The sequence below is a fragment of the Bacillus sp. FSL M8-0049 genome (assembly GCF_038593355.1).
GTDB lineage: Bacteria > Bacillota > Bacilli > Bacillales > Bacillaceae > Bacillus > Bacillus safensis.
Window position 1 is genome coordinate 2,259,916 of sequence record NZ_CP151986.1, and the last position, 25,501, is coordinate 2,285,416.

A 25,501-nucleotide genomic window follows, 5' to 3' on the forward strand; every position below is an offset into this window, starting at 1 on the left:
GCAAAAAAGGGCCGCATTTAGCGGCACCTCAACATGTTGCATCCTTTTTACTGACCCGTAATTTTATCTAGTAAGCCTTCATCAAATTGCTTTTCTTTCAGCATCGCAATTTCGAATTTGTAAGGTGGTTTTTTGTTCTTTTTATCTTCACCTACATAAGGCGTTTCTAGAATTTTCGGCACATCTTGAAGCTGCGGATGATGCACAATATAGCTCAGTGCATCGAAACCAATTTCACCAAAACCGATATTTTCATGTCGGTCTTTTCTTGCGCCTTGTACGTTTTTACTGTCATTAATATGAAGAACTTTGATTCGGTCAATACCGACGATTCGGTCAAATTCTTCTAATACACCATCAAAGTCACTCACAATCGGGTAACCAGCATCATGCGTGTGACACGTATCAAAGCAGACAGAAAGAGCTTCGTTATGTGTCACTCCGTCGATAATTTGGGCAAGCTCTTCAAAGCTTCTTCCGCACTCTGATCCTTTTCCTGCCATTGTTTCAAGTGCAATTTGAACCTCTTGACCTTTTACAATGACTTCGTTTAAACCTTCAATGATTTTTTGAATCCCTGCTTCTGCCCCTGCTCCGACATGCGCACCCGGGTGTAGAACAATTTGTCTTGCTCCCAGCGCTTTTGTACGCTCAATCTCAGATCGAAGAAAGTCTACACCAAGCTCAAATGTCGCTGGATTCACTGTATTTCCAATATTGATAATATACGGAGCATGCACGACGATATCCGTCATGCCATGCTCTTTCATATGCGCTTGTCCAGCTTCAATATTCAGGTCTTCAATTTTTTTGCGGCGCGTATTTTGCGGTGCACCTGTATAAATCATAAACGTATTCGAACCATAAGAGGCAGCTTCCTCACTCGCTGCAAGAAGCATATGTTTTCCGCTCATGGATACATGTGAACCAATCTTTAACAATGTTTCCCCCTACTTTCCATTACGCTTTGACTTTCTACGTTCCTGTCTTTTGATTTTATCCATCTCACGTGTCATTTTCTTTTTGTATCCAGGTTTGACGGCCTTCGGTTTTCTCACAAGACGTTTTGCTTTTTCTTCAATTTCATTCGGGGCTTTTTTACGTCTTTGACGCTTCAGACGGTCATCTGCATCTCGCCATTCGCCATGAACAATGGTTTTGTTTTCAAATACAACGCCCATTTTCTCAATTTGAATGAGTGCATCCTCATCAGCCAGCTCATAAATGGTCATGGCAATTCCAGAAGAACCAGCACGAGCTGTTCTTCCAACTCGGTGCACATAAAAATCAAGATCAGATGGAAGTTCATAGTTAATCACGTGGCTGACGCCTTTGATGTCAATCCCGCGTGCTGCAAGATCAGATGCCACAATATAAGTGAACTCCAAATCTTCAATTTGTTTCATGACTTTTTTACGTTCGCGCGGCGTTAATCCGCCATGAAGCACACCGATTTTCATTCCTTTTTCTTGTAGGAATGCGGCGATTTCATCAACAGTTGTTTTTGTATTGGCAAAAATGATTCCTAAATAAGGCTGTACATTCGTCACCATTTCATGGAGCAATTTTAATTTATCACGCTGTTTAGACGGAACTAAAATATGCTGAATGTTTTCTGCTGTAATCCGTCTTGGTTCAACATGCGCATACTTTGGATTGTCCATATATTTTTTCAGGAAAGGCTTTAGTTTTTCTGGAATGGTTGCAGAGAACACAAGCATTTGCAGCTGTTCTGGCATTTGTGCACCAATACGGTCCACATCTTCTAAAAATCCCATATCCAGCATTAAATCCGCTTCATCAATAACAAGTGAGGTCGCTTTGTAAACATTCAGCGCCTGCTCATGAATGAGGTCAGCAATACGTCCAGGCGTGCCGACAACCAAATGCGGCTGGTTTTTTAGCTTTTGAATTGATTTCTGCTTGTCCGTTCCGCCAATGTAAAGCTTTGCTTTGATCTCTTCTTCTGGAGAAGCATTCTTTAAAATCGTTTGAGCTTCTTTGAAAATTTGATTGGCTAATTCTCTTGTAGGTGCAGTAATCACTACTTGTACCTGTTCTTTGCTTGGATCAATTGAATGAATCAGCGGCAGTAAGTAGGCATGAGTTTTTCCTGTTCCGGTTTGTGACTGGCCAATCACGCTTTCTCCTTTTAAAACAGCAGGGATAATTCTTTTTTGAATATCAGTCGGCTCATAAAAGCCTAGTTCATGAATAGCATCTATAATAAAAGGCTTTAATTCATATGTCGTAAATTTCGTTTCTTTCATGTTTTCACTCCTTAAGGCAATGCCTTTTTGCTCATCTCCTCATTATAGCTGATTTTCAGTAAAAAAACCATGTCCGCTTTTCCTACAGGAAACCAATTGGTGCTTCCTTGCATAACCTATGAAGAGAAAGAGAATGCAGTAAGGGAGGTACAAGTATGTTAGGGCAAAGGCCTATGGGCGATTTTCAGCCGCGCCGTCCCTCACGCCGGCACCTTGGAAATGGCGGACAGCCCGGAATGTTTCAAAGAGGGCAGCAGCCTCCTATCCAGCAGCCTTTTCAAGGGCAGGGCAATCCATTTCAGCAAATGATGCCTCGCTCCCCGTCTGTACAGGGAGGCGGTTTACCCGGGATGGGCGGAATTCCAGGAGGTGAGAGCCGTGCACTAGGCGGCGGCGCAGGAATTAAAGGCATGCTCTCTAAATTTCTTCCTGGCGCAGGAGGAGCTGGAGTCTCTGGAGGTGGTGCGGGAGTACAAGGAATCCAGAGCTTCACAAATCCTGCAACCCTCTCAAGCATGTTAGGAAATGTTCAAAAAGTGCTCGGGATGGCGCAGCAATTTACGCCAATGATTCAGCAATACGGTCCTTTAGTGAGAAATTTGCCGGCGATGATTAAACTGTACAGCCAGCTTGGCAGTGCGGATGATGATGAAGAAAGTGCAAATGATGCTGATGCAGAATCAGCGGAAACCAGCGCAGAAACAGAAGTGCCCGAGGAAGAAGCACAAACTGACGAAATAGAAAAAAATAAAGAACCAGAAGACATCCTCGTCAAAAAAACAGCACCTCACACATCACCTGCTCCTCAAGCAAAACCGAAAAAAAGATCTGGCAGCTCTGTTCCAAAACTATATGTCTAGTGATCTTTTAACGGCGAAGTGTTCACTGCGTATAACAATCTTTGATATATACGCTTACTTTGGCTATAATGGAAGCAAGAGAATGATAAAAAGCCGTTTTTTACGGCTTTTTATATTGTTCTTCTCTAGCAGCACTTCCCTACAGGAGGACGAATAAATGAATGTAATTAAAATATCGCCGCGTGGCTATTGCTATGGCGTTGTGGATGCAATGGTCATTGCTAAAAATGCCGCACTTGATAAGAACTTGCCACGCCCAATTTATATATTAGGTATGATTGTGCACAACAAACATGTCACTGATGCCTTCGAAGAAGATGGTATTTACACACTGGACGGACCAAACCGCTTAGACATTTTAAAGCAGGTTGAAAGCGGAACAGTCATTTTCACGGCTCACGGCGTTTCTCCTGAGGTTCGTCAAATCGCAGAAGAAAAAGGCCTTGTCACCATTGATGCGACCTGTCCAGATGTAACGAAAACTCACGAACTCATTTCAGAGAAAACAGCCGATGGCTATGACATTATTTATATTGGGAAAAAGGGTCATCCTGAGCCAGAAGGAGCTGTCGGAGTAGCCCCTGACAAGGTACATCTTGTCGAAACAGAAGCTGACATTGAGGCACTCGATTTAACATCAGAAAAACTGCTCATCACGAATCAAACGACCATGTCTCAATGGGATGTCCACGACCTGATGGAGCTGATTAAAGAGAAATACCCTCACGTCGAGTATCATCAAGAAATTTGTCTTGCGACACAGGTGCGTCAGGAAGCAGTATCGCAGCAAGCTGGCCAAGCCGATTTAACCATTGTTGTCGGCGATCCAAAAAGTAATAACTCTAACCGTCTCGCACAAGTGTCAATGGAGATTGCCGGAACGCAGGCTTACCGTATTGGCGACTTAAGTGAACTCAAGCTGGAATGGCTGCAGGGCGTCAAAACCGTTGCCGTTACTGCTGGTGCTTCAACACCAACACCTATTACAAAGGAAGTCATTCGTTTCTTAGAAAACTATGAACCAGATGATGAAACGACTTGGAAGATTGAACGGACTGTTCCCCTTTCTAAAATTTTACCTCGCGTCAAAACAAAGAAATAAGAAAACGTCAGAGCATATCCGCTCTGACGTTTTTTGTTTACATAAATTGAAATGGGTTTGTGTTTGATTCAGAAACAAAGAGCTGTACGTCATATTTTTTATCCGCACACAGCGATTGAAGCTTCGCCTTTACGCCCTCTTTCATAATTTTTTCAGCATAATGCCCCGGGTCCACAACGTTCAGCCCTAGCATCATGGCATCGTGCGCAACATGGAAATAAAGGTCTCCTGTCACATACACATCTGCACCCATTCTTTTCGCTTGATGGATGTATTTATTTCCGTCTCCCCCAAGCACCGCCACTTTTTTCACAACAGCGTCTTGATCTCCTACAAAACGAGCACCATTCACATCTAGCTTCGTTTTCACAAATTGTGTGAAATCTCTCAGTGTCATTGGCTCATTTAGCTCTCCAATACGGCCAAGACCTTTTTGAATAGGAGGAAGGTCTGTCGTGTGTACACTATAGGCGACTTCTTCATAAGGATGTGCTTTGATCATTTCGCGAATCACTTGTTTTTCTATACTTGCTGGGAAAATGGTTTCAATCCGCACTTCTTTCACAAATTCTAATTGACCCGACTCACCAATAAACGGCTCAGCTTCTTCTGATGGCAGAAAGCTGCCTGTCCCTTCATTTGAAAACGCACAATGGCTGTAGTTGCCGATATGGCCGGCGCCCGCCTTTCCTAAAGCTGTCCGGATGGCCTCTTCAAATTCCACTGGGACATACAGAGCAATCTGTTTGATTGGATCTTCGTATGTCGGCACTAACACTCTTGTTTCTTCAAGCTCTAAGGCCTCAGCAAGCAGGTCATTGACTCCGCCATCAGCTACGTCTAAATTCGTATGTGCCACATATACCGCAATATCATGTTTGATGCATTTTTCAATGATACGTCCAGCCGGCTGATCCGTCGCTACATGTTTTAATGGACGGAAAATCGGCGGATGGTGGGCAATAATAAGATCCACTTTTCGCTCGATCGCCTCATCTACTACATTCTCTAATACATCCAAGGTAATCATCACATTGGTTACTTTTTTATTTAAAGTCCCAATCTGAAGACCAATTTTATCCCCTTCCATGGCGTATGCCTTTGGTGAAAATTGTTCAAACAATTGGATGATTTCATGCCCGTTTACTGTTTTAGCCAACAGTCAAAACCTCCTTTAGCATCTTTATTTTCGCATTCAGCTCTTCAAGGCGTTCTTTATTTTCTTCTGTCCGCGCCGCCTGCTGAATTTGACTTTCTATCTTCTCCATATGCTGAAGCTCTTGCATCCACTTGCGCCGGAAGACGTCATTTTGCTCTTTCGCAAGGAACGGACCAACCAGCATGCCTGCTTCAAGTGACATTCCTTCATAAGCTTTATCTTTATCGCCTTTTTCTGCGATGATGATTTCGTATATTTTGCCGTCCTCTTCTAAGATGACTTCATCTAACAAATCATACCCCTCTTGATAAAGCCATAAACGAATATGATGGGCATGGATATTCGGCTGAAGAATGAGCCTCTCATGGCCTGCGAGCTTATGCCTACCTTCATTTAGAATGCTTGCGATGAGCGCCCCGCCCATACCTGCAATCGTCACTGCATTCACTTCGCCTTTTTCAATGACTTCAAGGCCATTTCCTTTTCTGACCGAAATTTCTTCATCTAATTCAAGTCTATGTACTTGCTGCTGCGCCGATTGAAGCGGTCCATCGGTAATTTCACCAGCAATGGCTTTCACTGCTTTTTGATGCAGAATCGCATAGCATGGCAAATAGGCATGATCTGAGCCGATATCAGCGAAGACTGCCTCATCTGGTAAAAAGTCTGCGACTTTTTTTAATCGTTTCGATAAATTCATTTCATTCATACGTATCACTACTTTTCTTTAATGTTCATACTTGTCTATCTTATATAAATTATGGACTTTTTAAAAGTCGTTTTCAAATGAAAAAAGCTCTTCTTTTGAAAAAGAGCTTTTTGTGTAAGATTATTTAATTTTAGACACCCATTCCGCCATTTCATCGAGCTTTTCATTCGGAATCAGCCCGCCTGGCATCCCGTTGCCGCCTTCTTGGATTTTCTTCTTGATGTCAGCTACTTCAAGCTTGTCTCCAACACCTTTTAATGCAGGACCTGCGCCGCCTTCATAGTTTTCCCCGTGACAGCTTAGACAGTTCTGCTTATACAATTCTTCCGGCGTTGCATTTGCTGTCTCTTCTTGCTTTTGCTCTTTGCCCCCAGAGGCAATTTTTTCTTCATCTTTCAGCCCCTTCATTGATAAGAAAAAAGTGAGTCCAATACCTAAAATGGCAATCAATAAAAATGGTATAAGTGGATTCCGTTTCATTTCTTTCATCCTCCCCTTTGTGAAAACCCCTTTGAGACTATGCAAACAATTCTAATTCTACTTTAATTTTACAAAAAGTAAACGAATTATGATACAAAACTTTGGTCAAGTTCACAGATTAGACAAAAATGATTCAAGATGAGAAATGAAGCCTTCAGCACATTTAGATGTATTTTTTATACATCTTTTCTCTAAGAACGTTGCAAATTCATTTGTTATTCAGTAAAATATAATCAGATTGAAAAAAGCGTTTTCATTTTTGATAAGAAAGAACGGATCTCTTTCAAGATCCGTCCGGTTTCTACTCTAAGAAGTCTTTTAATCGTTTACTTCTGCTTGGGTGTCTTAATTTACGAAGAGCTTTCGCTTCAATTTGTCTGATACGCTCTCTTGTTACGCCGAACACCTTTCCAACCTCTTCTAACGTGCGAGTTCTTCCGTCGTCTAGTCCGAAACGTAGTCTTAGCACATTTTCTTCACGGTCCGTCAGCGTGTCTAATACATCTTCAAGCTGCTCTTTTAAGAGTTCATACGCAGCGTGGTCAGATGGAGATGTCGCCTCTTGGTCTTCGATAAAATCACCAAGATGCGAGTCATCTTCTTCACCAATAGGTGTTTCTAAAGATACAGGCTCTTGCGCAATTTTAAGAATCTCTCTTACCTTTTCTGGAGTTAAATCCATGTCTTCAGCAATTTCCTCAGGCGTTGGTTCTCTGCCTAGGTCTTGCAGAAGCTGTCTTTGAACACGGATCAATTTATTAATCGTTTCCACCATATGAACTGGAATCCGGATTGTTCTCGCCTGATCGGCAATCGCACGTGTGATCGCCTGTCTAATCCACCAAGTCGCATATGTTGAGAATTTATATCCTTTGCGGTAATCAAACTTCTCAACCGCCTTCATCAGACCCATGTTTCCTTCTTGAATCAAGTCAAGGAACAGCATACCACGACCGACATAGCGTTTCGCAATGCTGACAACGAGACGAAGGTTCGCTTCCGCTAATCTTCTTTTTGATTCCTCATCGCCCTCTTCGATCTTTTGAGCATACGTAATTTCTTCTTTAGCAGATAACAAATTGACGCGTCCGATTTCTTTTAAGTACATACGAACAGGATCATTGATTTTGACACCTGGTGGTACGCTTAAATCATTTAGGTCAAATTCTTCTTCTGCTTTAGCCAGCTGCTGAACATTTGGGTCTTCTGTCTCTTCGTTTTCACTAATGAGCTCTACACCCTGTTCGCCTAAGTATTCATAGTATTCATCCATTTGGTCTGATTCAATTTCAAAGCTAGACATACGCTCTGCAATTTCTTCGTATGTTAAAACGCCCCGTTTTTTACCCGTTTCAGTGAGCTTATCTCTCACCTGTTCAAAGGTTAATTCAGTTTCGGTTTCGTGGGCTTGTTTATCAGCCATTATGGATCCCTCCTTCCAAAGCTTGCAACGAATTCTAAAGTAACTTGCGATTTACTTCCGCCCTGCTTTTCTCTCTCTATCAAACAGATGACGAAGCAAATAGGAAATAAAATAAATAATGATGAAGGCAAGATGCTTGCGGTCTTATGCTCCTCCCGTAAAGGATTCATTGCCAGCCGTAAGTCCTGTCATTAATAATAGACGTATTACTTCAGCGAACGGTTCAACTGAATAATTTCTTTTGCAAGTGTTGCCGCTTTGAAGAAATCTTTTTGCCTCTCCGCTTCTGCACGTTCTAGTTCTTTTTCCTTTATCATTGACAAATTCCGATGATTCAACACTTTTTTTACATAATCACTTAATTCAGCTTCACTTAGTTCGTCTCCGACTTGAATCATCAATATATCCGTCAACAGCTGATTCATGACATCATCTTCTATCCGGTTCATCAGGTGCTGCGGCGTTGGTTCTTTGCCTTCTTCATACAAGGCATAAATGTACGTTGCCAGCGCCCTGTGCGAATCTATATTAAATTCAATCCCGATTCTGTCAAGTACTTTGCGGATCACGTCATCGCTTTTTAACATATGAGCAAGCAGCATTCGCTCTGCATTTTCATATGCCGGCCGCAGACGCTTTCTTCTCACTTGTGTTGACAGATGTGCACGCCGTTTTTCAAGCCCGTTTTCTTCCTGCGTGCTTTTGGTTTCTTGCCGCTGCTGTTTTTCAAACAGCTCCAGTTGTTCTTTTAATGAATCAAGTGAGATCGAAAACTCCCCAGCAAGCTGTTTCATGTAAATCTCTTGCTCCAAAGAGCCGTTTAACCGGCTGATTTCTCGGAGAACCTGCTTCATATAAGTAAGACGGTCTCCTTCGTCTGATAAGTTTTTTCCTCTTCGGAAAAAATTCATCTTAAACGTCATTAATGTCACACTTGCATCTATGATGTCATTCCTAAATTTCTCGCCGCCATATTTACGAATGTAATCATCTGGATCAAGTCCATCTGGTATCATGGCAACGCGAACTTTACATCCTCTTTTTCCAAGCAAATCTGATGCTTTCATGGTCGCTTCGTATCCGGCCGTATCAGAGTCATAGCAAAGGATGATCTCTTCTACGTTCCGCCTGAGAAGCTTTACGTGCTCTTCTGTAAGAGACGTACCCATTGTTGCAACACTTTCACCGACACCTGATGTAACAGCTGAGATGACGTCTGCAAATCCTTCAAAAAGAACCGCCCGTTCGCGTTTGCGAATATGCATACGTGCGTCATGAAAGTGATAAAGCAGCTTACTTTTATGAAAAAGCGGCGTTTCAGGACTATTCATATATTTAGGCTGCTGATCACCAAGCGATCTTCCGGAAAAAGCGATGACCGTTCCATGATGATCATGAATGGGAAACATGACACGATCTCTAAAGCGGTCAAAAAAGCCTGTGCCGTTTTCACGTTGAATCAAAAGACCAGCCTTCTCCATCATCACAGGATCAAATCCTCGTTTTTCTAAAAACTTGGTCACGAAATCCCAAGAATCAAGAGCATACCCGATCTCAAACTTGGCAATTGTTTCATCCGTAAAGCCTCTGGACCGTAAATAATCGAGTGCGTTTTGACCTTCCTTTGTATTTACCAGCAAATGGTGGTAAAATTTCTTAAGAAGCTCATGGGCCTCAATCATTTTATGATCTGCAGTGTCCTCTTGCTGAGAGGAACTCATCTGAGCATTCGCTACCTGATCAGGCAGATCAATATGGTACTTATCAGCCACATGTGAAACGGCTTCAATAAATGAGTAGCCTTCCATTTGTCTGAGGAAAGAAAACACATTGCCTCCTGCACCACAGCCGAAACAATGGAAGATTTGCTTATCTGCTGAAACAGAGAATGAAGGAGTATTTTCACCATGGAATGGACAAAGACCGAAGTAATTTCGACCTTGCTTTCTAAGCTGTACGTATTCTCCAATCACTTCGACAATGTCTGCGTTTTTTTGGATCTGCTCCAAAAGTTCATCTGGTATACGTTTGCTCATCCTAATAACACTCCGTCGTACATTATTCGCCTTTTAATTTAAAAATCCTTCATGATTCGACAGGATTTTTTGTAGTTGCGCCATAAATCGCTTCTTATCCTCTTCTAAAAGCTTTTTGGGACCTTTTCCGTATACACCTTTTCTTCGCTGTTTGCTAGAAACATGCCTGCGTTCCAAATCAAAATCAATTGTTTCGTTTGTGTACATTCGTCCTCTTTCAGACAGAACAATGACCTGTCTCGGAAGCAGTAAGGAGGCAAGACCAATATCTTGGGTGACGACAATATCATGTGCGGCAGCTGAGTTTGCAATGACTAAATCCGCTGCTTCCTTATGTGTATCTACAAACCGCCAATCTTCAAGTGGAGATCTTTTGGTTTGAAAATGCTCATATGAAGCAATGAATGTCACTGGTACTTGAAATTGAGATGCGATAGAAAGGATTTCGTCTTTTACAGGACAAGCATCTGCATCGACATAAATCGTCCTCTCTTTTTTACGTTCATTCAGGTGACTAATTCTCCATCCCTCCACCTTATTCCTGCTTTAGAGAAGCAAAAAGACCATACTTTTCCCCCATAAAGCAATCAACAGTAAAACTCATTTTGTCGAAAAGTTATGTTCAGAATCACTTGACTTCTGCCAATATTAGTTTATTCGTTCTTGACTTAACTTAAACCTAAAATCAATCATTTTATCACAATTTTTTATTATAATACAAATGCAGCAAATATGCCATTGTTTTTGTTTACCCGTTTCCCACCATAGGAAAAACCCAGGAGGAGCATCCTGAGTTTATTCGGAACCTCTTTTGGTCAGCATTTGATGAATGACATTTGCCGTTTCCTCAACTGCTTTATTCGATACATCAACGACTTGACAGTTAATGCGGTCAACCACTTTTTCAAAATACTCTAGTTCCTCTTTAATCCGCTCAATGTTCGCATAAATAGCGCGATCATTTAAACCAAGAGATTTTAAACGCTCTTTGCGAATATGATTTAGTTTGTCTGGACTAATTTTTAAACCGATACATTTCTTCGGATCAACTGAAAATAACTCTTCTGGCGGATCAACTTCAGGTACAATTGGAACGTTCGCTACCTTCAGCCGCTTATGTGCCAAATATTGAGATAATGGTGTCTTGGACGTGCGTGATACACCAATGAGCACAATATCAGCCTTTAGAATACCTCTTGGGTCTCTGCCGTCATCGTATTTCACAGCGAACTCGATGGCTTCTACCTTTTTAAAATAGTCCTCATCTAATTGACGTACACGACCCGGCTCATGTTTCGCTTCATTTCCATATGCCGTTTCCATTTTATCAATGAGCGGACCGATGATGTCATAATAAACGACACCGTTGGCTTCTGCTTCCTCGATTAAGAATTGGCGCATTTCTGGCACAACAAGAGTAAAGCAGACGATCCCATTATCTGCTTTCGCCAGTGAAATGACTTCTTTAATCGTACCAACATCCTCTACATACGGGATTCTTCTAATATTTGAATGGTCTGATGAGCCGCCATCAAATTGGCTAAGTGCCGCTTTGACCACGAGCTCTGCCGTTTCTCCAACTGAATCTGATACCACAAAAATTACGCGATTACTCATAACATCCCCTCGCAGTCTTCTGTCATTAGATTATTTCGTTCTCCGATAAGCTGACAAGTATTTTCGTCATGTTTGTTTTCGTAATTCTTCCGACCACTTCAAAGCCTTTATCCGTATCTTTTATCACAGGAAGTGCATCTATTTGCTTTTCAATCAAGTGCTTCGCCACATCCATAATGAAATCTTCCTTGCGGCAAACGGTGATGTTCGGCATTCTTGTCATAATAATATGGACAGGGATAGATGGAAGCTCCTGTTTCCCTATACTTGCGCGAAGGAGGTCTTTTCTGGATAACACGCCTGTTAAAATAGAGTGATCGTCCACAACGAATAATGTGCCCACATCCTCTAAAAACATCGTACAAATCGCATCATAAACCGAAACATTCTCATGTATTACCACTGGAATGGATTGAAAGTCTTTCACTTGAAGTTTTTTCAGCTTATCTGCGAGAAGCTGCGTGCCTGTTTTTCCTGTGAAAAAGTAGCCGACCCTTGGTCTTGCTTCTAAAAAGCCTGACATTGTTAAAATGGCTAAATCCGGTCTGAGGGTCGCCCTTGTTAAGTTCAGCCGATCGGCGATATGCTCTCCAGTGATCGGACCATTCTCTTTGACAATCTGTAAAATCTGCTCTTGCCGTTTATTTAACTCGATTGTACTCACCACCTTTAAATAGAGAGAGCGAAATCTTTATTTTATGTATATCATTTTCATAACTCATCATATTATAGCGCATCTTTGTCCGAATGAAACAAAAATCCACTCAAAAACCTTGAATTAAATGAGTAAAAAACGATTGCCCTTCGGAAAAGGCAACCGTTCTTAGGTATTTATTTTACAATTAAATTGTTCATATTCGCAAATGATTGAATGACTTTGGCTAGTTTGACCATTTGTGCTAAACGATTTCGCTTCAGTTTTTCATCATCCGCATGAACCATTGTATGATCGAAATAATGAACAATCGGTGTTTTTAACGTATCCAGCGCCTCAAGTGCCAAGCTGTATTGTCCTGCTGCTACATGTTCCTTTACAGCTTTCTCTACTTGCTGATACGCCTCAAACAGCTTTTGCTCATGTTCATTTTCAAACAGTTCAGGCTGAATCTCTGCATCTTCCCCTTTTTTACTGATTGAAATGACGCGTCCCAATGCTTCAGCCGTTTCTTTGAAGCTTTCTTGTTTTACACTCTCTTCAAGAACAGCTGCTTTTTTGACGACTGCATATGGCTCAATATTTTCAACATCCAGCACTGCATCAACAACATCATGGCGGATATGCTCTGCTTGAAGAACATATTTTAAACGATGCGTTAAAAATTCAATCAGAGCAGCTTCATGTTCTGCCTTTACTTGAGCAAGGGCTAACAGCTCTTTAAATGAAATATTCCAATGACGGTCGAGCAGGATTTGAACGATACCGCTCGCTTGTCTTCTAAGTCCATAAGGGTCTTGAGAACCCGTTGGGATCACATCAATTGAGAAGAATGAACAAATAGAATCAAGCTTATCTGCTACTGCCACAATCGCACCAATCAAAGTGGACGGCGCCTCGTCACCAGCAAAGCGCGGCATATAGTGCTCGTTGATGCTTCTTGCTACTTCTTCATGTTCACCAAGAGCTCTTGCATATTTCTCACCCATGATTCCTTGTAATTCTGGGAATTCATAGACCATTTGAGTCACAAGGTCAAACTTCGAAATACTTGCTGCTCTCGCCACACGTTTAGTGGTTTCGTCATCTGCTCCGACATGCGCCGCTAGACGAGTTGCAATGTCTGTCACTCTCTTCAGCTTGTCGCCGATTGTTCCAAGTTTCTCATGGAATACCACTTTATCAAGCTTTTTAATATTGTCTTCAATCACTAGTTTTTCGTCTTCTTTATAGAAGAATGCAGCATCTGATAAACGCGCACGAAGTACTTTTTCATTCCCTCTTGCGACATTTTCGAGCGCCTCACTGTTTCCATTTCTGACTGTAATAAAGTGCGGCAATAATTCCCCTTGCTCATTTTTCACAGGGAAGTAGCGCTGATGCTCTTTCATTGTCGTCACCAATACTTCTTCCGGCAATGCAAGAAACTCTTCTTCAAAGGAACCAGACAGCACAGTTGGATATTCTACAAGATCGTTCACTTCTTCTAGAAGTTCAGGATCAACAGGAATGACCCAGCCTTTTTCTAAAGATAGCGCATCTAGCTGTTCAGTAATGAATTGTTTTCTTTTCTCTGAGTCTGCAATCACAAATTGATCGCGCAATGTTTGTTCATAGGAAGCAGGTGTGTCAATGCTGGCTGTCGTTCCAAGGAAACGGTGTCCTCTAGTCTCCCGGCCGCTTTTCACCCCAGCAATTTCAACAGGTACAATCTCTTCTCCAAATAAACAAACAATCCATTTAATCGGACGGATATAGCGTAAATCCTCGCTTCCCCATCTCATGTTCTTTGGAAAACTTAATGAAGCGGCGATTTCACCTAACGCTGGCAGAAGGTCTTTGACTTGCTTTCCTTCTTGAAACTTTTGGACATGGACATAATCCACTCCTTTGATCTCTTTGAAATAGAGATCATCTGTTGAAGCACCTTGTCCTCTTGCAAAGCCTTCAGCTGCTTTTGTCCAATTGCCTTCAGCATCTTGGGCAATCTTTTTAGCCGGGCCTTTTGCTTCTTCTTTGATGTCTTCTTGTTTTTCTGCGACACCTTTCACAAGTACAGCAAGACGTCTAGGTGAGTTAAATAAAGCAGTCTCTTCGAATGAAATATTTTGCGTTTCAAACCATGCTTTTACTTTCTCACCCAGCTGCTTTGTGCTTTCTGGCATGAAACGAGCCGGCATCTCTTCTAAGCCGATTTCAAGTAATACATCTTGTTTATTCATGAGAAGCCGCCTCCTCTTTTAGCATAGGGAATCCCAGTTTTTCGCGTTCTTCATAATAGGTTTTGGCTACTTTTCTTGCTAACTGACGCACTCTTCCGATATAACCAGTTCGCTCAGTCACAGAAATAGCACCCTTTGCATCGAGCAGGTTAAACGTATGAGAGCATTTGAGGACATAATCGTATGCCGGGTGAACAAGCCCTTTGTCCATTTGGCTATGTGCTTCTTTCTCATAGGTTGTAAATAGCTCGAACAGCATGTCAGTATTAGATGTTTCAAATGTATAAACAGAGTGCTCGTATTCAGCCATTAAGAATAAATCTCTGACCGTAAATCCGTCTGTCCATTCAAGATCGAAGACATTTTCTTTGTCCTGGATGTAAGAAGCAAGACGTTCAATACCGTATGTGATTTCAACAGAAACGGGCTTACATTCTAAGCCGCCGACTTGTTGGAAATACGTGAACTGCGTAATTTCCATCCCATCAAGCCATACTTCCCAGCCAAGTCCTGCACAGCCAAGAGATGGATTTTCCCAGTTATCTTCCACAAAACGAATATCATGTTTCAGCGGGTCAATGCCAAGTGCCTTCAATGATTCAAGATATAGCTCTTGAATATTGTCAGGTGATGGCTTAATGATCACTTGAAATTGGTGATGCTGATACAATCTATTTGGGTTTTCTCCATATCTGCCATCAGCCGGGCGTCTTGAAGGCTCTACATAAGCTACCTTCCACGGCTCTGGGCCGATGCTTCTGAGGAACGTGTATGGACTCATCGTTCCGGCACCTTTTTCTGTGTCATACGCCTGCATTAATACGCAGCCTTCATTTGACCAATGCTTTTGCAGCGTCAAAATCATGTCTTGAATATTCAATGATCGCACCTCCATCTTTTCTAGACCAACCGCTATGTATGGCGGGTGGGATGAGAACCTTGTAAGAGAACACAAAAACTCCCGTCTCTATGCTCGCAAGGTTCTTGCAAACATAGGGACGAGAGTTTTTCCCGCGGTTCCACCCTATTTGCTGGTGTAGTAGCACCCAGCCGCTTTGTTTTACGTTGCTCAAGAATGCCTTTCGTTACGCCTCCATCCTTAGCTCACACCGCCCTAAGGTCGCTTTTATGGATTTTACGTAAGTACTTCTTTCTGTCAATGCAACATATTTTATCTTAGATGATCTTACAAAAAGTCATGGGAGATGTCAACTTTTGTTTTCCCCGCCCATTAGCTTTTTCATGGATTCCATCTGATTCATGAATTTTTTTGATTTTAAATAGAGGCCGGAATATTCGTCATAGTAGTGATCAAGCACTTGACGAATTTCTTGTTTCGTCTGCTGTTTCACATCAACCTGACCAAGCCTTGATAAATCAAAATAATGAAACAAACGGAGCAGCCTTGCAGCTGCGGGGGATAAGGGCAGTTTATATGGATCTTTCGAAAAACAATTTTGGCAAATGAAGCCGTTATCTCTTATTGAGAAATGGAACTGCCCTTCTTTTTGACCACAGTGCACACATTGATCAAGTTCAGGCTTCATCCCCATCACTGATAACATTTTGACCTCTACGATAAATAAAATAATATCAGCATCTGTACCTTCGTTGAGATGACGCAGAGATTGAAGCAGAAGCTCAAACAAATAAGGGTTTGGCTTTTTTTCTTCTGTCCCTTTATCCATCAATTCCGTCATATATGCGGCATATGCGGTCAGAAATAAGTCTTCCCGAATGGCCCGCATACTTTCAATCATTTCGCCTTGCTGGAGCGTTCCAAGTCCTGTTGATGATTGGATGAGAAAGGTGCCGTATAAAAACGGCTGGCTTATAGCTGACAGGCGGCTGTTTGATTTTTTAGCGCCTCTTGCCATCACGCCAATTTTTCCATGTTCTCTAGTGAGCAGCGTGACAATTTTGTTTGTTTCGCCATAATCTGTTGTTCTAAGGACGATTCCTTCACTTTTAATGAGCATTTGTCTACACTCCGAGCATTGGAGGGGGTCAAGAATTATAAGATTGGAAAATCAAATCGTGCTATCTCTTCTTCAAGTACATCGGGTCTTTCCAGGTTCTCCTTTTCTAACTCTTTGAAAAGCAGATACGTGTCAACGCTTCCTGTTTGTGAAAATACGTTCCATGTAAAATTCAACATAAAAACCCCACCTTTCTTTATTAGAAGCAGCAACGCTACATCCAACATATTAATTTTATCTTGACCAGGCTACCTCCATTTCATGATAAACAATTTTTACTAATCGAACCGCACCATTGTCAGATTTGCTGACAAATGCAGCGATTTTTTAATATTCGTCTTCTCTAAATCCAAAATCACGCAGGTGAGTGGATTTATTACGCCAGTCCTTCTGAACTTTGACCCAAAGCTCTAAATACACTTTTGAGCCTAGAAGTGCTTCAATATCTCTGCGCGCTTTTTGTCCCACTTCTTTTAACAAGCTGCCACGTTTACCAATGACGATCCCTTTTTGCGAATCACGTTCTACGACAATGGTCGCCGCGACATGGATCTTGCCATTTTCATCTGGCTTAATCGATTCAATCGCAACCGCAATACTGTGCGGAATCTCTTCTCTCGTTAAATGCAGCACTTTTTCACGAATTAATTCAGAAATAATAAACCGTTCTGGATGATCTGTTACTTGATCTGCCGGATAAAATTGAGGGCCCTCTGGAAGATAACCTTCAATCTGCTGAAGAAGCGTGTCGATATTGTTTCCTTCAAGAGCTGAAATTGGCACAATTTCCTTGAATGGGTAACGTGTGCGGTATTCATCAATTAAAAGGAACAGTTCATCTGGATGAATTTGGTCAATTTTATTAACGACTAGGAACACCGGTGTAGATGTTTGCTTTAGTCGTTCAATGATGAATTCATCACCTTTGCCATAGCCTTCCTGTGCGTTAATCATAAACAAGATCAGGTCGACTTCCTTCAGTGTATTTTGAGCCACCCTCATCATAAAATCACCAAGCTTATGCTTAGGTTTATGAATCCCCGGTGTATCGATAAAGATCGTTTGTGATGTGTTTGTTGTCAGAACACCTTGCACTTTGTTTCGCGTCGTTTGGGGCTTATCGCTCATGATGGCGATCTTTTGTCCAATGACACGATTAAGAAAAGTTGATTTCCCTACATTTGGTCTTCCAATAATTGATACAAATCCTGATTTGAAGCTTTCGTTAGTCATTTAAATCCTCCGGTGAAAATGCGCCTGGCAATAGTTCGTTTACTGTTGTTTCGTATATATGTCCTTTTAAGTTCGTTAGAATCACTGGCATATCAGGTGCACATAGCTCTGAAATGACCTGTCTGCATGCGCCGCACGGCGAAACAGGACGGTCTGTATCAGCCACCACTGCTAACATTTGAAAAGATGTAATGCCTTCTGAATAGGCTTTAAAAAGTGCTGTTCTTTCCGCACAATTACACATACCATATGCTGCATTTTCAATGTTGCAGCCGCCATACACTTTTCCATCATTCGACAGTAATGCTGCACCGACTTTGAATTTAGAATAGGGTACATATGCAAAATCTCTTGCTTTGATTGCTTCTGAAATCAACTCTTGTTTGTTCATTCCTAGTTCCCACTTTCAGAAGAAATGGTACCACTGTCACATTTATATTTTACATAATTCACGTGACATTTTCACGCCCATTTCTAAAAATGTTAATAAATAGTAATATTGTTCTATTGCATGATCTTCGGTAAGAAGATGATCAACCCAATCATAACCGAAATCGCGGCGTAAACGCAAACAGCGCCTGCCGCAGCGTCCTTCGCTCTCTCTGCAAGCGGGTGTCTTTCTTCTGTCATCAGATCCACTGTATGTTCAATGGCTGTATTGACAAGTTCAAGCGCAAACATCCCCCCGCAAAGAAGAAGAACGATCAGCCATTCAAATGGGTCAATGCGGAACCAAAAGCCGCAGATCACCACGATGATGGCTGCGACTGTGTGAAATCGAAAATTCCGTTCATTCAAGAAAGTTCGCCATATTCCTCTAAATGCATAGTAAAAACTCCGAAAAAAACGGGCGAGCGGCCTTCTTTTCTTACGATGATCTCGAAAGGCCATAATCATCCAAAATTTTTGTCTGTTTGGCGAACATTTCTTTTTCATCTTCCTCTGTCATATGATCGTACCCGAGCAAATGGAGGAAGCCATGAATCGTTAAGAATCCAAGCTCTCTCATAAAGGAATGTCCATATTCCTCTGCCTGCTCTTTCGTTCGATCCACACTAATGATAATGTCACCAAGTACAGGCGGGATATCATCCGCTCCTATGATTTCAATCTCCCCTTCTCCTTCTTCCTCAAGTGCAAAGGAGATCACATCCGTTGGTGCGTCTTTTCCGCGGTATTCTTTATTGATTTGATGAATCTCTTCATTCGAAACGATCGTCACTGATACTTCCGCTTGATCCTTGACCTCAAGTTCGTCTGCAGCGAACTGAAGAAGCTTTTCCACTTCTTCAAGCTGCTCTTTTGATACTTGTCCTGTTTCATCTATTAAATCGATTAACAATGTCATTTACTTCACCTTCTGCTTCGGGGCATCTGGATATTCAATCCGAGAATGGAAAATCCCCTTTAATGTTGTACAAATCGTTTGGCTGATAATATTTAATTCTTTAAATGTGAGGTCACATTCACTAAATTGCCCGTCCTGCATTTTATCTGAAATAATGCCTTTGACAAGCTTTTCAATCCGCTCTGGATTTGGATTATGCATCGAACGAACCGCCGCTTCAACGCTGTCAGCCACAGAAATAATCGCTGCTTCTTTTGATTGCGGCTTTGGACCAGGGTAACGGAATTCTTCTTCTGTCACCTGATCATCACGCTCTTTCGCCTTATAGTAAAAGAACTTTAAAAGAGACTTCCCGTGATGCTGTTCGGCAATGTCGACAAGTTCTTCAGGAAACTTCTTTTCTCTCAGCATATCAGCGCCATCTGTCGTATGGGCAATAATAATATTTTTACTCAGCTGAGGAGAAAGCTTGTCATGCGGATTATCAATGTTCATTTGGTTTTCGATAAAGTACTGCGGTCTTTTCGTTTTCCCAATGTCATGATAATAAGCACCGACCCTTGCTAAAAGACCATTTGCGCCGACTGCTTCACATGCAGCATCCGCTAAATTCGCCACCATGACACTATGATGATATGTACCTGGTGTCTCGGTTAAAATCTTTTTGAGCAGCGGATGATTTGGATTGGATAATTCAATCAGTTTCATTGTGGAAAGAATACCAAACATGCTCTCAAAAACAGGCATTAACCCAATGACCAAGATAGATGATGCAAACCCTGACACAATCGCCATCATGAGGTTCACACCGATTTCAAGCCCTGATGGTGAAGAATTTTGGATGAGTGTAATGGATAAAACCACAAGTACATTCACCAAAGCAACCAAAAGCCCAGCCTGCAATATTTTTGATCTTGCATTATGTTTTCTTAAAAATAAAATACCCGCCATCCCGCTCATCAGATAATAAGCGCAGATCACATAGTTAAAGACGCCGGTTACTCCTTGATTAAACATCATACTGCCGCAAAGAGCAAATACAAGACCGGAGAAGATCGCCAGCCGCTCATTAATAAGCAGCTTGATCAGCATCGTGCCAAGTGCCACTGGCACGACATAGCCTATCGTCGTATACTTCGTTTCCTGGAAGAGGCTGAACACTTCCATGATAATTAATATAATCGTGAAAATAAGCGAGTAAAGCAGTAACGACTTATTCTTATGGACAAGCGATTTTTTCCTCGATTCAAGGGAATGAACAATCGCTGCTAAGAAAAGTCCAATTAATATGAGAAGACCACTTACAGGCTTAAATAAATTTGAGCTGTTTAACAGACCCGTGAGTTCTAATTTGCGATAAACTTCCCGGTCAATGAGCTCTCCTTCTTCAACTAAGATTTGCCCCTGCTTAATTTGCACAGGCTGAATATTGTCAGCCGCTTCCTGTCTTTTCTTCTCTGTTGCCACTGGGTCAAATACATAGTTTGGAATGATCGCAAATTCACCGATTTCTTTCGCCGCATTTAAGTATTTTGATGGAATCGAATTGTTTTTAAGCTCTGTTTTGACTTGTTTTTTCTCATCTTGTAATTTCGCTGCTGTGATTTCTTTACTCATCAGTGAATTCACCACTGTGATGATGGAATCCTTAGTAAATGAGAGATTTTCATCACTTGCTTGGAGCAGTGCTTTGATGGATTGATCCGAAACAGCTTCCTGCATATCTGTTGTGAGCTTTTCTTTGACACGCTTGACCATTTCTTGATCTGATGGCGCGTTCTCTTTATCATCAGCTGCTTTCTTCTCTTCTTTAATGGCTTCAAAGAGGGATGAGATGAGGTCTACGCGATTATCAGAATACGCTTTTTTGAGCGTATATTGATCTTCTACCTGATCTGTTGCTTCTTGTTTCTTTTCTTCTGTCGCTTCTTGATCATCAACGGTTGACGGAGAATAGATGGTCTGTTCGCTCACTGAAAATAAATCTAAGTCGAGCGATTCAGGCTTTACATGGAAGAAGAGCACCACGAATAAAATGGCTGCTAAACCAGCGTACAGCAAAACATTTAAATAACGTGAGCGCTCCATTTTCTGAGGTTCTTTTTTAGACAGCAGTCTTTTGCGCTTACTGCCTTTTTGATTCTTTCTCAAGGAAAGTACCTCCTTTTTTACTTTAAACCACGATCGAAACAAAATGACCCGATGAAGACGATCGGGTCACTCAGTTCATTTTTGCTTTTCGTATGCGCCAATGATCTTCGCCACAAGCGGGTGTCTGACCACATCTGTCTGGTCTAATTCAATAAATGAGATGCCCCTGATCTCTGCAAGCATGTCCTTTGCAGCTGCAAGACCTGACTGCATGCCCTTTGGCAGATCAATCTGTGTAATATCTCCTGTAATGACCATTTTAGAGCCAAACCCAAGTCTCGTCAAAAACATTTTCATTTGGGCAGGTGTTGTATTCTGCGCTTCATCTAAAATCACAAATGCATCATCAAGCGTCCGGCCTCTCATATAGGCAAGGGGCGCTATTTCAATCACGCCGCGCTCGATCAGTCGTTCCGTATGATCACTGCCAAGCACATCATGCAGGGCATCATATAGTGGTCTTAAATAAGGATCTACTTTTTCCTTTAGATCGCCTGGTAAAAAGCCAAGACTCTCTCCTGCTTCAACAGCTGGTCTTGTCAGGATTATCCGTTTCACATGTCCATTTTTCAGCGAATGTACCGCATTGACGACTGCCAAATACGTCTTCCCTGTACCAGCAGGTCCAATTCCAAAGACCAGGTCATCTTTTTTCATCGCCGCAGCATATTCACGCTGGCCGATTGTTTTCACCCTGATCGACTTTCCTTTGGCATTTTTCGTAATTTCATCTTCATACATATTTTCAAAATAATTCAGCTTGTTTTTTTGCGCCATTTTAATGGCATAGACGACATCCCGTTCAGATATCTCAATTCCTTTACGGATGAGATGTAAAAGAGATGTGATCAAACGGCTTACTGTATCTCTCGATGCTTCCTCACCAGAAACATACACTTTTTCTCCACGCGTAATAATGGAGACGTTCAGCTCGTTTTCCATTAGTTTCAGATAAGCATCTTGATTGCCAAATAAAGCAATCGCTTCGTTTGGGCTATCCAATTTTTGTTGAATCTCAAGTAAATGTTCTGTCATTCTCTAGTCTCCCTGAACAATAGGTGTTGGTTGAACAATATCTTCTATTACTTGGTAAAGGATGATTAACTTAACTTTACCATTCCCTGTTGTCTCGTGCAAAACTTTTTCACTTTTCACCTCTCCTGTTTGACCTAGCTTCTCTTCTAATTCTTTTTTACCCATTTTAATCCCTGCTTGAACCGCTTCTTTATTTGTGTATTCGCGATTTATTTTCTCACTTTCGCGTGTAATTTCCTTTTCATAAGAGAATGGGAGCTGCATGTTTAAGAAATGAAGCGGATGAACTTCTGTTTCTGTTTTTGGCTGCTTAAAATCATCCTTTTTAAAAGAAAAGCCCCAAAATGGCAGTGAGCCTCCAAATGCGGAGAGCTTGTGCTTTGTCTTCATTTTACCCGTAAAAACGTCAAAAGATGTTCGAAGAGGGACAGAAACTTCTGAACGATACCACGTTTCACCATAGATTTTCGCTTTGGCTCCTACCGTTTTTTGCTGATCTTCGCTGCCAATGAGTCCAGAGACAAGCATCTGTCCTTTCTTTACATGTTCATCAACCGCGGCAAGCGGCTCCCCTTTTTCTACATACATTCTCGTGATGACAGCCTTTTTCTTGGCGACGATATGCTGAGGACTCGTGTATTTTTCTTTTTCAGGTTCATTTTTTTCCACAACTTTCATTTGAAAGGTTGTTCCGTTTAGTTCTACGCCGACCCATGTGATGCTTTGAATATTGGTTGTCAGGGATTTTTGAATTTTTTCAGGTGTTCCCATTAGAAACTGAAAACGTCCTTTTTGCACCCCAATGTCGTCTAAATGCTTTCTCATTTGATGTTCAGTTTCTGGATTGGCTCCTTTAATATCGATTTTCCATACCATGTTTGAAAGCGCCAATATCGTCACTAGAAAGCATACAATCCCAAGGGTAAATCCGATATTCTTCCTTGACCATAGGAGTAGAAATGGAAAGCCCTTTTTTTGATGAAATGAACATGTCACGTCATGATGTCTGCGTACCTTTCTGAAGGCATGTACATCTGATAAGCGAATAAATAAGCGCACGCTGTCTTGACGGCGGCTCACTTGAAACATTGTGATCTCCTGCCTCGTGCACTCATTGATAAGCCGCTCAATGCCATTTCCTTTGATCTCCACTTCCACTCTGCCAATAAAATAGGCGAACCATTTATTCTTCACGCTTCTCCCCTCCGTCAGTTAAGAATCAATATAACGGACCTCATCGATTTTCCCTTCCAATAAAATCTCTTCTGGCAAAATCGTTTTAATCACAAAATCTTTCCCTGAAATAATGCATTGTCCCTGTTTGAGCATCAGCCTTACCTCTTGATCACTGAAAAGCAAAAGCCCTTTATGGTTCTCTATGTAAATGTGGAGTCTGCCAACCATCGTAATACGGGGAAGATCCATCATCACGTCTGGAGGGATTTCAAGTGTTCTTGTCAGCCATGCTTTAAGTCGATTTTTTCTTTTTCCCATTCAATAAGAACCCCTTCCCACCTCATGTGTATGAGATCAAACTGAAAGATGGTGAGACTGATGAGAAAGCCTCTGTATCATCCTATTCCTCAGGGGTTCATATCATGCTAATGAATCCCGTAAAACAGCTGTTTCAGCATTTTCTTTAAGAAAAAATGCCATCAGGCAAAAAAAGCCCCCTTTTTCATAAAGGGGGCTTTCTTCTTTATCTTTTATATGGCCGTTTCATCGTTCTGTGCGGCTTTTTCGCGCGCGGCTCTCCAAATACTTCTCCAAGGATCATTCCTTGAACAATTGTATCTTGGTTCAGCTTCTCAATGAATTTTGGCCTCATTTCAGCAGATGCAGCCTTTGGCCTTGTCAGCTCTCTTTCAAGCGATTGGAACTCTTTGTTCAGCTCGTTTTTTCTTTCTTCCATTTCGTCAAGTGTAGCCGTATAGCGATCTTGTAAGGACTGAGAAGTTTTTTTCTTCATCCCGCCATGATCATGCACATCGCCGAAATCGTCCAGCTGATCGGTCACGACTGAATCTGGACTTGTTTGCTTTGTTTGCTTTTGGGGCACCTGCTTACGCTGAGGAGCGGGCTTCTTTTGCTGATTCTGCTCTTCGTTCTCCTCTTGTTTGCCGATCTTCCCAAAGACGGCAGAGATGATACCGATGATAATCGCAATTAGTAGCGGATTTTCAAATAGAATGTCCAATGGGCTCCCTCCTTAAAGCGTGAGAGGATGCTTATTTGTTTTCATTATCAGATGGACCTTTTGTCATTTTGCCAAATGAATCTCTCATATCCGTATCAGCATCGATATTCTTAATGTTCATGTAGTCCATGACACCAATATTGCCTTCACGTAATGCTTCAGCCATTGCAAGTGGTACTTCAGCCTCTGCTTCAACGACTTTCGCGCGCATTTCTTCAACTTTCGCACGCATCTCTTGTTCTTGTGCAACAGCCATTGCGCGGCGTTCTTCTGCTTTCGCCTGTGCAATGTTTTTGTCTGCTTCTGCTTGGTCTGTTTGCAGAATTGCCCCGATGTTCTTACCGATATCAACATCTGCGATATCAATCGAGAGAATTTCAAATGCAGTACCTGAATCTAATCCTTTACCAAGAACCGTTTGAGAAATCATATCAGGATTCTCAAGAACCTTTTTATGATTATCTGATGAACCGATTGTAGAGACAATCCCTTCACCTACACGGGCAATAATTGTTTCTTCCCCTGCACCACCGACAAGTCGGTCGATGTTTGCACGAACTGTAATACGTGCTTTTGCTTTGACTTCAATCCCGTCCATCGCAACACCAGAGATAAATGGTGTTTCAATGACTTTAGGATTTACACTCATTTGAACTGCTTCCAGTACGTCACGGCCTGCTAGGTCGATGGCTGCACAGCGGGCAAAGTTCAATTCGATATTCGCGCGTTGAGCTGCAATTAATGCGTTCACAACTCGGTCCACGTTACCACCTGCAAGATAGTGGCTCTCCAGCTGGTTAATCGTCACATCAAGACCTGCTTTATGTGCTTTGATGAGCGGGTTGACCACTCGGTTTGGAATCACTCGGCGCAGTCTCATTCCTACAAGTGTAAAAATGCTCACTTTTACGCCAGCCGCTAGGGCAGAAATCCACAGCATCACCGGTACAAAAGTGAAAAAGATCGATAGAACAATCAAACCTGCTGCGATAATCACAAATAATAGTAAAGTAGATGGATCCATT

The 25,501-nt window shown here is 41.8% G+C and carries 26 protein-coding genes; 2 read left to right on the forward strand and 24 right to left on the reverse strand.

The genetic code is table 11. From position 1 onward, the window contains the following. Positions 1–47: 47 nt before the first annotated feature. Entirely contained in the window at positions 48–941 is an 894-nt protein-coding gene (locus NSU13_RS11630; protein WP_041117997.1) for a deoxyribonuclease IV, read from the reverse strand. 9 nt (positions 942–950) lie between these two features. Continuing rightward, positions 951–2,270, reverse strand: a complete 1,320-nt coding sequence (locus NSU13_RS11635; protein WP_081124588.1) for a DEAD/DEAH box helicase — start codon at positions 2,268–2,270, stop codon at positions 951–953. A 155-nt stretch (positions 2,271–2,425) separates the two neighbouring features. Here NSU13_RS11635 and vrrA point away from each other — a divergent pair, with 155 nt between their 5' ends. Then, positions 2,426–3,130, forward strand: coding sequence for a VrrA/YqfQ family protein (vrrA, locus tag NSU13_RS11640; protein WP_342489530.1), 705 nt, complete (start codon positions 2,426–2,428; stop codon positions 3,128–3,130). A gap of 157 nt (positions 3,131–3,287) precedes the next feature. Next, positions 3,288–4,232 (forward strand): 4-hydroxy-3-methylbut-2-enyl diphosphate reductase, encoded by a 945-nt coding sequence (locus tag NSU13_RS11645; RefSeq protein ID WP_034280141.1) that lies wholly within the window; start codon positions 3,288–3,290, stop codon positions 4,230–4,232. A 37-nt stretch (positions 4,233–4,269) separates the two neighbouring features. Here NSU13_RS11645 and NSU13_RS11650 read toward each other — a convergent pair whose 3' ends face one another. From NSU13_RS11650 to floA, 22 genes are all read right to left on the reverse strand, one after another. Beyond that, positions 4,270–5,391 carry a Nif3-like dinuclear metal center hexameric protein gene (locus NSU13_RS11650; RefSeq protein WP_342489531.1) on the reverse strand — a complete coding sequence of 374 codons (1,122 nt, stop codon included), beginning with the start codon at positions 5,389–5,391 and terminating at the stop codon, positions 4,270–4,272. Next, complete coding sequence (locus NSU13_RS11655) at positions 5,384–6,100, reverse strand: tRNA (adenine(22)-N(1))-methyltransferase TrmK (protein WP_176966983.1); 717 nt, start codon at positions 6,098–6,100, stop codon at positions 5,384–5,386. Before NSU13_RS11655 ends, NSU13_RS11650 begins: the two co-directional genes overlap by 8 nt. A 120-nt stretch (positions 6,101–6,220) precedes the next feature. Then, positions 6,221–6,580: a cytochrome c550 gene (cccA, locus tag NSU13_RS11660; RefSeq protein WP_034280134.1), complete on the reverse strand. Its 360-nt coding sequence runs from the start codon at positions 6,578–6,580 to the stop codon at positions 6,221–6,223. A 301-nt stretch (positions 6,581–6,881) separates the two neighbouring features. Then, the gene (gene rpoD / locus NSU13_RS11665) at positions 6,882–8,003 is read right to left on the reverse strand and encodes an RNA polymerase sigma factor RpoD (protein WP_008342392.1); all 1,122 of its coding nucleotides are present in this window, start codon (positions 8,001–8,003) and stop codon (positions 6,882–6,884) included. 206 nt (positions 8,004–8,209) lie between these two features. Continuing rightward, the gene (gene dnaG, locus NSU13_RS11670; RefSeq protein WP_024423015.1) at positions 8,210–10,039 is read right to left on the reverse strand and encodes a DNA primase; all 1,830 of its coding nucleotides are present in this window, start codon (positions 10,037–10,039) and stop codon (positions 8,210–8,212) included. A 33-nt stretch (positions 10,040–10,072) separates the two neighbouring features. Then, positions 10,073–10,573, reverse strand: a complete 501-nt coding sequence (locus NSU13_RS11675; RefSeq protein ID WP_061109364.1) for a YaiI/YqxD family protein — start codon at positions 10,571–10,573, stop codon at positions 10,073–10,075. 261 nt (positions 10,574–10,834) lie between these two features. Next, the gene (locus NSU13_RS11680; RefSeq protein WP_008342399.1) at positions 10,835–11,656 is read right to left on the reverse strand and encodes a pyruvate, water dikinase regulatory protein; all 822 of its coding nucleotides are present in this window, start codon (positions 11,654–11,656) and stop codon (positions 10,835–10,837) included. A 25-nt stretch (positions 11,657–11,681) separates the two neighbouring features. Further along, complete coding sequence (locus NSU13_RS11685; protein ID WP_024423017.1) at positions 11,682–12,320, reverse strand: helix-turn-helix transcriptional regulator; 639 nt, start codon at positions 12,318–12,320, stop codon at positions 11,682–11,684. Positions 12,321–12,487: 167 nt separating this feature from the next. Continuing rightward, complete coding sequence (gene glyS, locus NSU13_RS11690; RefSeq protein ID WP_065214625.1) at positions 12,488–14,533, reverse strand: glycine--tRNA ligase subunit beta; 2,046 nt, start codon at positions 14,531–14,533, stop codon at positions 12,488–12,490. Continuing rightward, positions 14,526–15,413 (reverse strand): glycine--tRNA ligase subunit alpha, encoded by an 888-nt coding sequence (gene glyQ, locus NSU13_RS11695; protein WP_012010611.1) that lies wholly within the window; start codon positions 15,411–15,413, stop codon positions 14,526–14,528. Before glyQ ends, glyS begins: the two co-directional genes overlap by 8 nt. A gap of 328 nt (positions 15,414–15,741) precedes the next feature. Then, on the reverse strand, positions 15,742–16,512 hold the full coding sequence (gene recO, locus NSU13_RS11700; RefSeq protein WP_034280128.1) for a DNA repair protein RecO: 771 nt from the start codon (positions 16,510–16,512) through the stop codon (positions 15,742–15,744). Positions 16,513–16,547: 35 nt separating this feature from the next. Continuing rightward, a complete protein-coding gene (locus NSU13_RS11705; RefSeq protein ID WP_003217288.1) occupies positions 16,548–16,691 on the reverse strand; it encodes a YqzL family protein in 144 nt (47 codons plus the stop codon). 148 nt (positions 16,692–16,839) lie between these two features. Further along, positions 16,840–17,745 (reverse strand): GTPase Era, encoded by a 906-nt coding sequence (gene era / locus NSU13_RS11710; protein WP_007501305.1) that lies wholly within the window; start codon positions 17,743–17,745, stop codon positions 16,840–16,842. Beyond that, positions 17,738–18,136 (reverse strand): cytidine deaminase, encoded by a 399-nt coding sequence (locus NSU13_RS11715; RefSeq protein WP_008356263.1) that lies wholly within the window; start codon positions 18,134–18,136, stop codon positions 17,738–17,740. The genes era and NSU13_RS11715 overlap by 8 nt, the downstream gene beginning before the upstream one ends. A gap of 113 nt (positions 18,137–18,249) precedes the next feature. Further along, entirely contained in the window at positions 18,250–18,636 is a 387-nt protein-coding gene (locus NSU13_RS11720; protein ID WP_024423020.1) for a diacylglycerol kinase family protein, read from the reverse strand. After that, on the reverse strand, positions 18,614–19,093 hold the full coding sequence (gene ybeY, locus NSU13_RS11725) for an rRNA maturation RNase YbeY (protein WP_024423021.1): 480 nt from the start codon (positions 19,091–19,093) through the stop codon (positions 18,614–18,616). The genes NSU13_RS11720 and ybeY overlap by 23 nt, the downstream gene beginning before the upstream one ends. Continuing rightward, complete coding sequence (locus NSU13_RS11730) at positions 19,094–21,181, reverse strand: HD family phosphohydrolase (RefSeq protein WP_170825875.1); 2,088 nt, start codon at positions 21,179–21,181, stop codon at positions 19,094–19,096. It abuts the gene before it with no gap. A 138-nt stretch (positions 21,182–21,319) separates the two neighbouring features. Continuing rightward, the gene (locus tag NSU13_RS11735) at positions 21,320–22,279 is read right to left on the reverse strand and encodes a PhoH family protein (protein WP_046311804.1); all 960 of its coding nucleotides are present in this window, start codon (positions 22,277–22,279) and stop codon (positions 21,320–21,322) included. 3 nt (positions 22,280–22,282) lie between these two features. Continuing rightward, a complete protein-coding gene (gene yqfD / locus NSU13_RS11740) occupies positions 22,283–23,473 on the reverse strand; it encodes a sporulation protein YqfD (protein ID WP_328699447.1) in 1,191 nt (396 codons plus the stop codon). Positions 23,474–23,491: 18 nt separating this feature from the next. Continuing rightward, entirely contained in the window at positions 23,492–23,773 is a 282-nt protein-coding gene (gene yqfC, locus NSU13_RS11745) for a sporulation protein YqfC (protein WP_012010618.1), read from the reverse strand. 205 nt (positions 23,774–23,978) lie between these two features. Further along, a complete protein-coding gene (locus NSU13_RS11750) occupies positions 23,979–24,476 on the reverse strand; it encodes a hypothetical protein (RefSeq protein WP_328699448.1) in 498 nt (165 codons plus the stop codon). A 31-nt stretch (positions 24,477–24,507) separates the two neighbouring features. Further along, positions 24,508–25,500: a flotillin-like protein FloA gene (gene floA, locus NSU13_RS11755; protein WP_024423026.1), complete on the reverse strand. Its 993-nt coding sequence runs from the start codon at positions 25,498–25,500 to the stop codon at positions 24,508–24,510. Position 25,501 lies beyond the last annotated feature (1 nt).

Coding starts and splice junctions, on each gene's coding strand:
- floA (WP_024423026.1), bottom strand. CDS start 25,500: ATGGATCCATCTACTTTACTATTATTTGTGATTATCGCAGCAGGTTTG.
- glyS (WP_065214625.1), bottom strand. CDS start 14,533: ATGAATAAACAAGATGTATTACTTGAAATCGGCTTAGAAGAGATGCCG.
- NSU13_RS11680 (WP_008342399.1), bottom strand. CDS start 11,656: ATGAGTAATCGCGTAATTTTTGTGGTATCAGATTCAGTTGGAGAAACG.
- NSU13_RS11730 (WP_170825875.1), bottom strand. CDS start 21,181: ATGGAGCGCTCACGTTATTTAAATGTTTTGCTGTACGCTGGTTTAGCA.
- NSU13_RS11645 (WP_034280141.1), top strand. CDS start 3,288: ATGAATGTAATTAAAATATCGCCGCGTGGCTATTGCTATGGCGTTGTG.
- NSU13_RS11735 (WP_046311804.1), bottom strand. CDS start 22,279: ATGACAGAACATTTACTTGAGATTCAACAAAAATTGGATAGCCCAAAC.
- dnaG (WP_024423015.1), bottom strand. CDS start 10,039: ATGAGCAAACGTATACCAGATGAACTTTTGGAGCAGATCCAAAAAAAC.
- NSU13_RS11715 (WP_008356263.1), bottom strand. CDS start 18,136: ATGAACAAACAAGAGTTGATTTCAGAAGCAATCAAAGCAAGAGATTTT.
- NSU13_RS11705 (WP_003217288.1), bottom strand. CDS start 16,691: ATGTTGAATTTTACATGGAACGTATTTTCACAAACAGGAAGCGTTGAC.
- rpoD (WP_008342392.1), bottom strand. CDS start 8,003: ATGGCTGATAAACAAGCCCACGAAACCGAAACTGAATTAACCTTTGAA.
- era (WP_007501305.1), bottom strand. CDS start 17,745: ATGACTAACGAAAGCTTCAAATCAGGATTTGTATCAATTATTGGAAGA.
- recO (WP_034280128.1), bottom strand. CDS start 16,512: ATGCTCATTAAAAGTGAAGGAATCGTCCTTAGAACAACAGATTATGGC.
- yqfC (WP_012010618.1), bottom strand. CDS start 23,773: ATGGGAAAAAGAAAAAATCGACTTAAAGCATGGCTGACAAGAACACTT.
- NSU13_RS11635 (WP_081124588.1), bottom strand. CDS start 2,270: ATGAAAGAAACGAAATTTACGACATATGAATTAAAGCCTTTTATTATA.
- vrrA (WP_342489530.1), top strand. CDS start 2,426: ATGTTAGGGCAAAGGCCTATGGGCGATTTTCAGCCGCGCCGTCCCTCA.
- cccA (WP_034280134.1), bottom strand. CDS start 6,580: ATGAAACGGAATCCACTTATACCATTTTTATTGATTGCCATTTTAGGT.
- NSU13_RS11655 (WP_176966983.1), bottom strand. CDS start 6,100: ATGAATGAAATGAATTTATCGAAACGATTAAAAAAAGTCGCAGACTTT.
- ybeY (WP_024423021.1), bottom strand. CDS start 19,093: ATGACATTGTTAATCGATTTAATAGATGAAACAGGACAAGTATCAAAA.
- NSU13_RS11720 (WP_024423020.1), bottom strand. CDS start 18,636: ATGGCCTTTCGAGATCATCGTAAGAAAAGAAGGCCGCTCGCCCGTTTT.